The 12966-nt window shown below is 71.5% G+C and carries 8 protein-coding genes; 5 read left to right on the plus strand and 3 right to left on the minus strand.

Annotation, left to right across the window (positions count from 1 at the left end; genetic code table 11):
* Positions 1–6 precede the first annotated feature (6 nt).
* Positions 7–2853, minus strand: coding sequence for a phosphoenolpyruvate carboxylase (gene ppc / locus AC07PU_RS35685; RefSeq protein WP_093348623.1), 2847 nt, complete (start codon positions 2851–2853; stop codon positions 7–9).
* A 95-nt stretch (positions 2854–2948) separates the two neighbouring features.
* Here ppc and hemC point away from each other — a divergent pair, with 95 nt between their 5' ends.
* Genes hemC through AC07PU_RS35705 form a run of 4 tightly spaced genes read left to right on the plus strand, consistent with a single transcriptional unit; the run spans position 2949 to position 7078 of the window.
* The gene (gene hemC / locus AC07PU_RS35690; RefSeq protein WP_495322851.1) at positions 2949–3875 is read left to right on the plus strand and encodes a hydroxymethylbilane synthase; all 927 of its coding nucleotides are present in this window, start codon (positions 2949–2951) and stop codon (positions 3873–3875) included.
* 14 nt (positions 3876–3889) lie between these two features.
* On the plus strand, positions 3890–4666 hold the full coding sequence (locus tag AC07PU_RS35695; protein ID WP_495322852.1) for a uroporphyrinogen-III synthase: 777 nt from the start codon (positions 3890–3892) through the stop codon (positions 4664–4666).
* Complete coding sequence (locus AC07PU_RS35700; RefSeq protein ID WP_093348629.1) at positions 4663–5763, plus strand: uroporphyrinogen-III C-methyltransferase; 1101 nt, start codon at positions 4663–4665, stop codon at positions 5761–5763. Before AC07PU_RS35695 ends, AC07PU_RS35700 begins: the two co-directional genes overlap by 4 nt.
* 16 nt (positions 5764–5779) lie before the next feature.
* On the plus strand, positions 5780–7078 hold the full coding sequence (locus tag AC07PU_RS35705) for a heme biosynthesis protein HemY (RefSeq protein WP_208513639.1): 1299 nt from the start codon (positions 5780–5782) through the stop codon (positions 7076–7078).
* Between the two features lies 1 nt (position 7079).
* Here AC07PU_RS35705 and AC07PU_RS35710 read toward each other — a convergent pair whose 3' ends face one another.
* Positions 7080–8624, minus strand: coding sequence for an MFS transporter (locus AC07PU_RS35710; protein ID WP_495322853.1), 1545 nt, complete (start codon positions 8622–8624; stop codon positions 7080–7082).
* Between the two features lie 143 nt (positions 8625–8767).
* On the opposite strand from AC07PU_RS35710, the gene AC07PU_RS35715 reads away from it, so the two are divergent.
* On the plus strand, positions 8768–9631 hold the full coding sequence (locus AC07PU_RS35715; RefSeq protein ID WP_490879733.1) for a LysR family transcriptional regulator: 864 nt from the start codon (positions 8768–8770) through the stop codon (positions 9629–9631).
* A 46-nt stretch (positions 9632–9677) separates the two neighbouring features.
* Here the strand turns inward: AC07PU_RS35715 and AC07PU_RS35720 are convergent, their stop codons facing one another.
* Positions 9678–12932 carry an Rne/Rng family ribonuclease gene (locus AC07PU_RS35720; protein WP_495322854.1) on the minus strand — a complete coding sequence of 1085 codons (3255 nt, stop codon included), beginning with the start codon at positions 12930–12932 and terminating at the stop codon, positions 9678–9680.
* Between the last annotated feature and the right edge of the window lie 34 nt (positions 12933–12966).

The following is a 12966-nucleotide window of genomic DNA, read 5'->3' on the forward strand; positions in this document are numbered from 1 at the left end:
GCCGCCTCAGCCGGTGTTGCGCAGGCCCGCGGCCACGCCGTTGATCGAGATGTGGATGCCGCGCTGCAGCCGCTCGCCGCCGTCGCCCGCGCGGTAGCGCCGCATCAGCTCGACCTGCAGGTGGTGCAGCGGGTCGATGTAGGGGAAGCGGTGGCGCACCGAGCGCTGCATCTCGGCATTGCCCTCGAGCCGCTGCTTGGCGCCGGTGATCAGCGTGAGCGCATCCGAGGTGCGGTGCCATTCGGCATCGATCATCGAGAACACCTTCTGGCGCAGCTTGCGGTCGCTCACCAGTTCGGCATAGCGCGAGGCCAGCGCGAGGTCGCTCTTGGCGAGCACCATGTCCATGTTCGACAGCAGCGTGCGGAAGAAGGGCCACTGCGCGTACATGCGCTGCAGCAGCGCCTGGCGCTCCTTGCGGCCCGCGGCATTGCCGGCGGCCGCGAGGAACTGCTCCACGCCCGCGCCGAAGCCGAACCAGCCCGGGATGGTGAGGCGGCACTGGCCCCAGCTGAAGCTCCAGGGCACGGCGCGCAGGTCGTCGATCTTGTGGCTGGGGTTGCGCGAGGCGGGGCGCGAGCCGATGTTGAGCTCGGCGATCTCGCGGATCGGCGTGGCGCTGAAGAAGTACTCGCCGAAGCCCGGGGTCTCGTAGACCAGCTTGCGGTAGGCGGCCATGCTCGCGCTCGAGAGTTCGCCGGCCGCCGACAGGAAGGTGGCGGGCGCCGACTTGCCCTGCGGCAGCAGCGTGGCCTCGAGCGTGGCGGCCACCAGGGTCTCGAGGTTGCGCCGGCCGATCTCGCGGTTGGCGTACTTCGAGCCGATGACCTCGCCCTGCTCGGTCAGGCGGATCTGGCCGCGCACCGTGCCCGGGGGCTGCGCGAGGATCGCCTGGTAGCTCGGGCCGCCGCCGCGTCCCACCGTGCCGCCACGGCCATGGAACATGCGCAGGCGGATGGGGTTGGCCTTCTTCTTGTTGAGCTCGTCGAACAGCGCCACCAGCGCGATGCCGGCGCGGTACAGCTCCCAGTTGCTCGTGAAGATGCCGCCGTCCTTGTTGCTGTCGCTGTAGCCGAGCATCACGTCCTGCTCGGCGCCCGAGCGCTCGATCAGCGCCTGGATGTTCGGCAGCGCATAGAAGGCGCGCACGATCGGCGCGGCATTGCGCAGGTCCTCGATGGTCTCGAACAGCGGCACCACGATCAGGTCGCAGGTGGCGTCCTTGTCCATCGCGCCGCGCAGCAGGCCCACTTCCTTCTGCAGCAGCAGCGCCTCGAGCAGGTCGCTCACGGTCTCGGTGTGGCTGATGATGTAGTGGCGGATCGCCGCGTTGCCGTAGCGCGCGCGGGCCACGCGCGCGGCCGCGAAGATCGCGAGCTCGCTGCGGGCGAGCGGCGAGTAGTCGGCATCGGGCACGCGCAGCGGGCGCGCGTCGTCGAGCAGCTTGAGCAGCAGCGTCTGCTTGGCCTCCTCGGCCAGCGAGGCATAGGCGGGCTCGATGCGCGCGGTGGCCAGCAGCTCGGCGATCACGGCCTCGTGCTTGTCGGAGCTCTGGCGCAGGTCGACCGTGGCGAGATGGAAGCCGAACACCTCGACCGCGCGGATCAGCGGCTTCAGGCGCGGCGCGGCCAGCAGGCTGCTGTGCTTCTCGCCGAGCGAGTCGTCGATGGTGCGCAGGTCGGCCAGGAACTCCTCAGCCGAGGCGTAGGGGTTCTGCGGCGCCACCGCGTGGCGCGCGGCCTCGCCGCCCGTGAGTTCGCGCAGCGTGGCCGCGAGCCGCGAGTACACGCCGGTCAGCGCGCGGCGGTAGGGCTCGTCCTTGCGGTGCTCGCTGGTGTCGGGCGAACGCTCGGCCAGCGCCTGCATCTCGACCGACACGTCGATCAGGGTGGCCGACAGCGAGAGCTCGCCGCCCAGGTAGTGCACCTCGGTGAGGTAGTGGCGCAGCGCCAGTTCGGCCTGCCGGCGCAGCGCGTACTCGAGGGTCTCGGCCGTCACGTTGGGGTTGCCGTCGCGGTCGCCGCCGATCCACTGGCCCATGCGCAGGAAGGTCGCGACCGAGGGCGTCTGGCCGCCCTGCGCCAGCGCCTTCTCGAGGTCGGCATAGACGCGCGGGATCTCGCGCAGGAAGGTGGCTTCGTAGTAGCTCAGCGCGTTCTCGATCTCGTCGGCCACCGTGAGCTTGGAGAAGCGCAGCAGGCGCGTTTGCCACAGCTGCGTGACGCGGATGCGGATCTGGGCCTCGTTGTCGGCGAATTCGAGCGGCGACAGCGCGTCGGTGCCGCCGGCATAGGCCTGCTGGCGCAGGCGGATCTCGTCGCGCGTGGTCAGCAGCTGCGCGATGGCGCGCTCGGCGTCGAGGATGCTCTTGCGCTGCACTTCGGTCGGGTGCGCGGTGAGCACGGGCGACAGGTAGCTGTGGGCCAGCGTGGCGACGATCTCGTCGGGCTTCACGCCGGCCTTGCGGATGCGCGCCAGCGCGGTCTGCAGGTCGCCGTCGGCGCTCTCGCCGGCGCGTTCGGCCTCGGTGCGGCGGCGGATCAGGTGGCGGTCTTCGGCCAGGTTGGCCAGGTGGCTGAAGTAGCTGAAGGCGCGGATCACGCGCACCGTCTCGGCCGCGGTCAGGCTCTTGAGCAGGTTCTTGAGCGCGCGGTCGGCGGCCTGGTCGGCATCGCGGCGGAAGGCCACCGACAGCGTGCGGATCTTCTCCACCAGTTCATAGCTCTCCTTGCCCTCCTGCTCCCGGATCACGTCGCCGAGGATGCGGCCCAGCAGGCGGATGTCGTCGATCAGCGGCTGGTCTTCGGCTTGCCTGCGCTTCGGTGGGGCGGCAGGGGTCTTGCTGGCTTTCATTCGATGGTGTTCCTGGAGACTTGGAGTGCTGTTGGAATGGAGCGTCGCCGCCGTTGCTGCGGCGCAACATGCTAGCATCCCGCCGGTTTCTGTTCATGTACTTTTCGGGGGCGGTTTTGAGCAATATCGTGATTGCCACGCGCGAAAGCCGGCTGGCCTTGTGGCAAGCCGAGCACGTGCAAACGCTGTTGCAAGAAAAAGGCCATTCGGTCCGCCTGCTGGGTATGACCACGCGCGGCGACCAGATCCTCGACCGCACCTTGAGCAAGGTCGGCGGCAAGGGCCTGTTCGTGAAGGAGCTCGAGCTCGCGCTCGAGGAAGGGCGCGCCGACATCGCGGTCCATTCGCTCAAGGACGTGCCGATGGAGCTGCCCGAGGGCTTCGTGCTGGCCTGCGTGCTCGAGCGCGAGGACCCACGCGACGCGCTGGTGTCGCCGCGCTATGCCTCGCTCGACGAACTGCCGCAGGGCGCCGTGGTCGGCACCTCGAGCCTGCGCCGCGTGATGCTGTTGCGCGCGCGCCGGCCCGACCTGCGCATCGAACCGCTGCGCGGCAACCTCGACACCCGGCTGCGCAAGCTCGACGAGGGCCAGTACGACGCCATCGTGCTCGCCGCCGCGGGCCTCAAGCGCCTGGGTCTCGAGGATCGCATCCGCGTCGCCTTCGAACCCGAGACCATGCTGCCGGCCGCGGGCCAGGGCGCGCTGGGCATCGAGGTGCGCGCCGACCGTGCCGACCTGATCGAACTGCTGGCGCCGCTGTCGCACCGCGGCGACTGGCTCGCCACCGCCGCCGAGCGCGCCGTGAGCCGCGCGATGGGCGGCAGCTGCTCGATGCCGCTGGCCGCGCATGCGCGCTGGCAGCCCGACGGCAGCCTGCGCATCGACGCCGCCTGGGGCGACCCCGAAGGCGCCGAGCCGATGCTGCAGGTGAGCGCGCGCGCCGAGGCCGGCGATCACGCGCAGGCCGATGCGCTCGGGTTGCACGCGGCCTCGCTGCTGCGCGACGCGGGCGCCCACTGAAACGCGTGGGGACCGTGGCGACGACCGCAGCGCCGACCGTCCTCGTGACGCGACCGGCGCGCGAGGCGCCGCCTTGGATCGATGCACTGCGTGACGCGGGCTTCGACGCACGCGCGCTGCCCTTGATCGAGATCGCGCCGGTGGCCGATGCCGCGCCGCTGCGCGCGGCCTGGAACGAGCGCCATGCGGCGCGGATGTTCGTGAGCGCCGCGGCGGTCGATCACTTCTTCGAAGCCAACACCGGCACCGCACTGCAGGCCGGCTGCCGCTTCTGGGCCACCGGCCCCGGCACCGCGCGCGCGCTGCAACGAAACGGTGTTCCGCCCGAGGCCATCGACACACCCGCGGCCGATGAAGGCCGCTTCGATTCCGAAGCCCTGTGGGCGATCGTGGGGCCACGGGTCGTGCCCGGCACGCGCGTGCTGATCGTGCGCGGCGGCGATGCGGACGGCCGGCCCGCGGGCCGCGACTGGCTCGCGCAGGCGCTCGACGAAGCGGGCGCGCGGCGCGACACGGTGGTCGCCTATCGCCGGCTCGCGCCCGTGCTCGACGGCGCGCAGCGCCGGCTGGCCGAGCAGGGCGCCGCAGGCCGCGCGCTCTGGCTCTTCAGCAGTTCGGAGGCGATCGCCAACCTGCGCACCGCGCTGCCGGCCATCGATTGGCGGGCCGCGCGCGCCATCGCCACCCACCCGCGCATCGCGCAAGCCGCGCGTGGCGCGGGTTTCGGCACGGTGCGCGAGAGCGCGCCGCTGCTGGAAGCGCTGGTCGCGTCGATAGAATCCCTCGCATGAGCGCCGTGCCTCCGTCCGACGAGTCTTCTTCCGCCTCCGCCGCACCCCAGGCACCCGTGCCGGCTCCGCTGACGACTTCTTCCCAATCTCCCGCCGCCCTTGCCGCGGCCGCCACAACCCTGACGCGCATCGGCCTCGGCCTGCTGGCGCTGGTCTCGCTGGGCGCGCTGCTGACGTCGATCGCGCTGTGGCAGAAGGTCGGCAACATGAAGGAACAGCTCGCGCGCCAGAGCAGCGAGGCGCTGATGCAGTCGCTCGAGGCGCGCACGTTGGCGCGCGAGGCCAAGGACACGGTGCGCGACACCGCCGCGCGCGTGGCGCTCACCGAGACCCGCGTCGCCGAGGTCGCGCTGCAGCGCTCGCAGCTCGAGGAACTGATGCAGAGCCTCTCGCGTTCGCGCGACGAGAACCTGGTAGTCGACATCGAATCCACGCTGCGGCTCGCGCTGCAGCAGGCGCAGGTCACGGGCAGCGTCGAGCCGCTGCTGGCCGCGCTGAAGGCCGGCGACCTGCGCATCGCGCGCGCCGCCCAGCCGCGGCTGGCGCCGCTGCAGCGTGCGATGCAGCGCGACGCCGACCGGCTGCGCAGCACCGCCAGCGCCGACGGCGGCGAGGCGCTGCAGAAGCTCGACGAACTGATGCGCGGCGTGGACGACCTGCCGCCGCTCAACGCGGTCGCGATGCGCGGCACCGGCCTCAATGCCTGGCAGTCCGATCCGGTGCCGGCCGACGCGCCCTGGTGGGAGCGCGCGCTGCTCACGGTGCGCAACGAGGCGCGCTCGCTGGTGCGCGTGGGCCGCATCGAGCGGCCCGAAGCGATCCTGCTGGCGCCCGACCAGACCTACTTCCTGCGCGAGAACCTCAAGCTCAAGCTGCTCAACGCGCGCCTGTCGCTGCTGTCGCGCCAGGTCGACGTCACCCGCACCGAGCTCGCCAACGTGGCGGCCTCGCTCAACCGCTATTTCGATCCCGCGTCGCGCCGCACGCAGACGGCCGCAACGCAGTTGCAGCAGCTGCAGGCGCTGGTGAAGACCACCGAGCCGCCGCGCATCGACGACACGCTCGCCGCCCTGGCCACCGCCGCGGCCGGCCGCTGAGAGGGCAGGGCTTTCCATGCGCGCCGCACTCTGGCTCCTCGCGCTGTTCGCCGTCGCCGCGGCGGTCGCGCTGTTCGCCGGCAACAACCAGGGCACGATCACCGTGTTCTGGCCGCCCTGGCGGGTCGACCTCTCGCTCAACCTCGTGCTGGTGATCCTGCTGACGCTGTTCGTGCTGCTGCACGCGGCGCTGCGCGCGCTGGCCGCGCTGTTCTCGCTGCCGACCCAGGCACGCCAGTGGCGCATGCAGCAGAAGGAACGCATGCTGCATTCGGCGCTGCTCGATGCGATGGTGCAGCTGATCTCGGGCCGCTTCTCGCGCGCGCGCAAGGCCGCGCAGGCCGCGCTCACGCAGGAGAAGACCCTGGCCGCGCTCGGCGCCAGCCTGCCGCAGGCGCAGCAGGTGCGCGTGCTGTCGCATCTGCTCGCGGCCGAGAGCGCGCAGGCGCTGCAGGACCGCCCGGCGCGCGACGCCCATCTGCAGCAGGCGCTCAACGAGAGCGCCGACCGCAACCTGCTGGCCAGTCCCGAGACCCGCGAGGGCGTGCAGCTGCGCGCCGCGCGCTGGGCGCTCGAAGACCGCGATCCGGCCGCCGCGCTGGCGCGCCTCGAGGAACTGCCGCAGGGCGCGCAGCGCCGCACGCTGGCCCTGCGGCTGCGGCTGAAGGCCGCGCGCCAGGACCGCCGCACGCTCGAGGCGCTCGAGACCGCGCGGCTGCTGGCCAAGCACCGCGCCTTCTCGGAGGCCGCCGCGCAGAGCATCGTGCGCGGGCTCGCGACCGAGCTGCTGTCGGGCGCGCACGATCCGGCGCAGCTGCTGCGCGCCTGGTCCGAACTCGAGACGGTCGAGCGCGAGATGCCCGAGGTGGCCATCCACGCCGCGCAGCGCATGGTGCTGCTCAAGGGCGACCTGCCGGTGGCGCGCAACTGGCTGCTGCCGGCCTGGGAGCGCATGGTGTCGCTGCCGCGCGGCCTCGGCGACGCGCTGCGCGTCAAGCTCGCGCTGGCGCTCGAGGCGGGGCTCGACTCGGTCGATGCCGACTGGCTCGCGCGCATCGAGAGCGCGCAGCGCAACAACCCGCGCGATGCGAACCTGCAGTACCTCGCGGGCATGGCCTGCATGAAGCGCCAGCTCTGGGGCAAGGCGCAGCAGCTGCTGTCACAGGCCGGCATGGGGCTGCAGGACCCCGAGCTCTACCGCCGCGCGTGGCTTGCGCTCGCGCAACTGGCCGAGGACCGCGGCGATGCCGAGCAGGCCGCGCTGGCCTGGCGCAACGCGGCGCAGATCGAGAACCACCCGGTTTCGCTGCGCTAGCTCAGGGCCGCGAGGCGCAGGCGACCGTGGGCTGCCTGCTCCCGCCGTGGAAGGCCAGCGCGCTCAGCGCCGCGAGCACCCACACGCCGAGCGCACCGTAGAGCATCACCCCGCCGAAGCCCTGCAGCAACGCGCCGTGGGCGATCGCGCCCGAGGGATCGAGCGCGGCCAGCGCCGGGAACTCCTGGTGCAGCGTTGCGAGGTGGCCGGCCGCGGTCCGTTCGGCGAGCGCGGGCAGCGACGGCGCCAGTTCCGGCAGCGCGCGGCGCAGCGCGGCCCCGATGCCCGCGAGCAGCAGGAAGCCCATCAGCGCGATGTTGATCGCCAGCGTGATGAGCCGCGCGCTCATGTCGATGCCCGAGGCCATGCCGGCGCGGCTCGCGGGCACCGAGCCGGTGGTGGTGTTGGTCACCGGCGTGTTGATCACGCCCAGGCCGAGGCCCGCCAGCAGGCAGCCCGGCAGCAGCGTGAGCCAGCTCGCCTCGGCGACGCCGCTGCCCCAGCGCATCAGCAGGAAGCCCGCGCCGATGGCGAACAGGCCGGCCGGGATCACGACACCGGCGCGAAAGCGCGCCGCGAGCCGCTCGCCCAGCGGCGGCGCGACCAGGGTCGGCAGCGTGTAGGCCAGCAGCGCCGTGCCGGCCTGCACCGCGTCATAGCCCAGGCCGGCCTGGAAGTAGATCGGCAGGTAGATCATGAAAGGCCAGAAGCTGAAGTTCATGCCGACCGAGCCGAGGATCGCGCCCGAGAACGCGCGGATGCGGAACACTGAGAAGTCGAACATCGGATGGGCGCGGCTTCGCTCGACCGCGACGAAGGCTGCAAAGCTCGCGGCCGAGGCGCCGAGCAGGGCCAGGCCCGCCGCGCTCGCGAAGCCGAGCCCGGGCCCCTGCGTGATGTAGCCCGTGAGGCCGAGCACCGCGAGCGACAGCGTGACGATGCCCGCGAGGTCGAGCCGCTTCGCCTCGGGGTCGCGCGACTCGCCGATGCTCGCGGCCGCCAGCAGCCAGGCGATGGCGGCCAGCGGCGCATGGACCAGGAACACCCATTCCCAGCGCCACAACGCGGCGATCGCGCCGCCGACGATCGGCCCGAAGCCCAGGCCGACGCCGAACACCACGCCCCAGATCGCGAAGGCCCGGCTGCGTTCGCGGCCTTCCTGGAATTGATGCGAGAGGATGGCGATCTGGCAGATCAGCATGGTGCCGCCGCTCAGGCCCTGCAGGAAGCGCGCGCCGATCAGCAGCGGTGCGCTCTGCGCCAGGCCGCAGGCCAGCGAGGTGAGGCCGAACAGCAGCAGGCTGATCGCCAGCACCCGCTTGCGGCCATAGCGGTCGGCCAGCGTGCCAGCCGCCATCAGCACCGTGGTGCAGGCGATGGTGTAGGCATTCATGATCCATTGCATGGCCTCGAAGTCCGCGTGCAGCGTCTTCTCGAGCGTGGGCAGGATCACGGGAATGCTGGAGATCTCGAGGCCGAACATCGCGGCGACGAGGCAGAGGGCGACCAGCGCGAGGCGGTTGCGTGCGGTGGGTGAGAGGGTCATGGGGCGTCCGGTTGGCGCGGCGCGGCGAGGAGGCCGGCCGTGAGGAGCGCGATTCTGGGCAAAGGGTCTTCATGAGGGAAATGATTTAATTTCGTGAGATTCATTAATCTCCGTCACTACTCAAACGACCTGCCCACCTCGCCATGGACTTCGATCCCACCCTGCTGCGCGCCTTCGTGGCCGTGAAGGAGACCGGCAGCTTCACGCGCGCCGCGCAGCGCCTGCATCTGACGCAGTCGGCCATCAGCCACCAGATCCGCCGGCTCGAGGAGCAGGTGGGCCGCGCGCTGCTGCATCGCACGACGCGCCGCCTCACGGTGACGGAGGACGGCGAGGATTTCCTGCGCTATGCCGAGCAGATCCTGACGACGCTCGATGCCATGACCCAGCGCTTCCAGCCCTCGCCGATCTCGGGCGTGGTGCGCTTCGGCGCACCCGACAACTTCCTGGGCGAGCGCCTGGCGCCGCTGCTGTCGCAGTTCGCGCGCGCCTTTCCGTCGGTGCGCATGGAGGTCTGCGTGAGCATGCACGTCGACCTGCGCGCGGCGATCAAGGCCGGCGAGCTCGACCTCGCGGTCGTGATGTCGCCGCCCGAGGTGGAGGAGGGCACGCGGCTGCGGCGCACGCAGCTGGTCTGGGCCGCGGCCGAGACCTTCGAGCCGCCCAAGGGAGGCTCGCTGCCGCTGGCCTTCTTTCCGAAGCCCTGCGTCTACCGGCAGGTGGCAGGCGCGGCGCTCGACCTCGCGCCGATCGACTGGCACGTGGTGTTCACCTCGGCCAGCCCGCAGGGCATTCGCGCGGCGGTGCTCGCGGGGCTCGCGGCGACGGTGATCACGCGCGAGGACGTGGAGCCGGGCATGAAGATCGTCGACGGCCGCTATGGGCTGCGGCCCTTGCCGAGCGTGGACTTCTCGCTGATCTGGAGCGAGAACGGCCACACGCCCTGCGCCTGCCGCTTCGGGCAGCTGATCCTCGAGATGCCGGGGCTGGTGGCGCCGGCCCCATGAAAAACGGCGCCCGAGGGCGCCGTCTTCATTGCACTCGAGCGGATGCTCAGAGCGTGCGCTGCTCCGGCTGCGCCTCGCCAGCCGGTTGCTCGAACGGCAGCGTCATCGCGGCCAGTTCGCGGCGGGTTTCGACCAGCACCAGCGGGCCTTCGTCGAGCACGATCACCGGCGGGCGCTCGCGCGGCACGTGGACCGGCTTCGGCTCGGCGGCGATCGCGGCGCGCGCCTGCGCGATGCGTTCGGCGTCGGAGTTGACCCACTGCAGGCCCGAGCTTTGCGCGATCTGCGCGAGCTCGTCGAGCGGCAGCTCGAAGGACTGGACCTTCGGTAGCGCGCGGCCGTTGGCGGCCGGCTGCGGCGCGCTCGCGCGTTCGACCACGATGGGTGCCGCGGGCGCTGCGGGTTGCTGCGGCGGCTCGAAGCGCGCTTGCGGCGCGGGCTCGCGCACCTGCGGTGCGGCGGCCGGGGCTTCGGCGACGACCGCGACGCTGTCGGCAGTCTCGGCGACTTGGGCCACCGCTTGCTCAGCGAACGGCTGCGGCTGGCGTGCGACGGGTGCGTCCTGCAGGTTCTGCGCCTCGGCGGGCGCGCCGTCGAAGGCGGCCACGGGTTGCGCTTCGCCTTCTTCGCGCGGTGCGCGTTCGCGGCGGTCACGGCCGTAGCGGTCGCGCGAACGGCCGCGGCGCTCTTCGCCGTCGCGGCGCGGTGCCTGCTCGGCGCCGTCCTGCGGTGCGGCTTCGCGGCCGGCTTCGGCGTCGGCCGATGCGGTGGCGGCGGTTTCGCCTTCCTCGTTGAAGCGCGGCTGGCCGTCGTTGCGGCGCTCGCGGCGGCCGTCGTTGCGTTCGCCACGCGGGCCACGTTCCTCGCGGCCGTTGCGCGGCGCACGCTCGGTGCGTTCGCCTTGCGCGGCGTTGCCGTCTTCGCCGGCGGCTGCTTCGCTGCGCGGCGCATCGCCGTTCAGGTTGCGTTCGCCGCGTTCGCTGTTGCGCTCGCCACGCTCACCGCGCTCGCCGCGTTCACCCCGTTCGCGGCGGGCGCGCGGTGCGCGTTCGCCGCCAGCCGTGCCTTCCTCGCCCGGCACCGCGTTCGGTGCGAGCTGCTGGGCTTCGAGGCTGACGCCTTCGAGCGCTTCGGCCGGCACGTTGCGGCCTTCGCCCTCGCGGCGTTCGCCACGACCGCGGCGCTGATCGCCTTCGCGCGGCGGACGGCCTTCGCGGTTGTTCTCGCGCGGCTGGCCATCGGCGCGCAGCTCGGCGCTGCGGTTGTCGCGGCCTTCGCGACCTTCACGGCCCTCGCGACCGCCTTCGCGGCGCTCGCCATTGCGGCCGCCGCCACGGCGTTCGCCGTCGCGGTTGCCCGAACGGGCGCCGTTCTCGCCACGGCCTTCGGCATTGCGGCCTTCGCCGCCGCGGCCGCCACGGCGCTGTTCGCCGTCGCGTGCACCGCGCGATTCGCCATCGCGGCCCGGACGGCCGTCACGGCCTTCGCGGCGCGTCGGCTTCGGCGGCTCGACCGGAATCGCCGAGGGCGTGGGTGCCGGCGCGGCCGCCGGCGTGCCGCCGCCGAACCAGCTCTTGATGCGGGCGAAGAAGCCCAGCTCGGCCGGCGCGGGCGCCACCGCCACGGGCGGCGCGACCGGCGTGGGTGCGGCGACGGGCGCGCGCACCGGCTCGGGCTTGACCGGCACCACGGGGGCCGGCGCGTCGGGCAGCACGCCCTTGATGACCGGCGTCTGCTTGTTGGTGGGCTCCTGCGAGCGGCGCGTGACCGAGGTCGGGTCCTCGATCTCGTCGGCCATCTTGTAGCTGGCCTCGATGTGGTCGAGGCGCGGGTCGTCGTGCTTCAGGCGTTCGAGCTTGTAGTTGGGCGTCTCGAGCGTCTTGTTCGGCACCATCAGCACGCTCACGCGCTGCTTGAGTTCGATCTTGGCGATCTCGGTGCGCTTCTCGTTGAGCAGGAAGGAAGCGACTTCCACCGGCACCTGCACGTGCACGGCGGCGGTGTTGTCTTTCATCGACTCTTCCTGAATGATGCGCAGGATCTGCAGCGCGCTCGATTCGGTGTCGCGGATGTGGCCCGAGCCGCCGCAACGGGGGCAGGGGATCGACGAGCCTTCGGACAGCGCCGGCTTCAGGCGCTGGCGGCTCATTTCCATCAGGCCGAACTTGCTGATCGAGCCGAACTGCACGCGCGCGCGGTCCTGGCGCAGCGCGTCGCGCAGGCGGCTTTCGACCTCGCGGCGGTTCTTCGACTCGTCCATGTCGATGAAGTCGATGACGATCAGGCCGCCGAGGTCGCGCAGGCGCATCTGGCGCGCCACTTCGTCGGCGGCTTCGAGGTTGGTGCGGGTCGCGGTTTCCTCGATGTCGCCGCCCTTGATGGCGCGGGCCGAGTTCACGTCGACCGAGACCAGCGCCTCGGTGTGGTCGATCACGATGGCGCCGCCCGAGGGCAGCTGCACGGTGCGGGCGTAGGCCGACTCGATCTGGTGCTCGATCTGGAAGCGGCTGAACAGGGCGGCATCGTCGCGGTAGCGCTTCACGCGGGCGGCATGCTCGGGCATGACGTGCGCCATGAACTGCTGCGCCTGGTCGTAGATGTCGTCGGTGTCGATCAGGATGTCGCCGATGTCGTGATTGAAGTAGTCACGGATCGCGCGGATCACGAGCGAGGATTCCTGGTAGATCAGGAAGGCGCCCTTGCCGCCCTTGGCCGCGCCGTCGATGGCGGTCCAGAGCTTGAGCAGGTAGTTCAGGTCCCACTGGAGTTCGGGCGCCGAGCGGCCGATGCCGGCGGTGCGCGCGATGATGCTCATGCCCTTCGGGTACTCGAGCTGGTCCATCGCCTCCTTGAGCTCGGCGCGGTCGTCGCCCTCGATGCGGCGCGAAACGCCACCGCCACGCGGGTTGTTCGGCATCAGCACGACGTAGCGGCCGGCCAGCGAGATGAAGGTGGTGAGGGCCGCGCCCTTGTTGCCGCGCTCTTCCTTCTCGACCTGGACGACCAGTTCCTGGCCCTCCTTGATGACGTCCTGGATTCGGGCCTGGCTGGCCGAGACGCCTTCGGCGAAGTATTGCTTGGAGATTTCCTTGAACGGCAGGAAGCCGTGGCGGTCCTCGCCGTAGTCGACGAAACAGGCTTCGAGGCTGGGCTCGACGCGGGTCACGACGGCCTTGTAGATGTTGCCTTTGCGCTGTTCGCGTCCCTCGATCTCGATTTCGTAGTCGAGGAGCTTCTGCCCGTCGACGATGGCCAGGCGGCGTTCTTCGGCCTGCGTGGCATTGATCAGCATCCGCTTCATGATGCGTTGTCCTTATATGTATCGTTCTACCGGC

The organism is Variovorax sp. GW821-FHT10D07 (genome assembly GCF_059415325.1).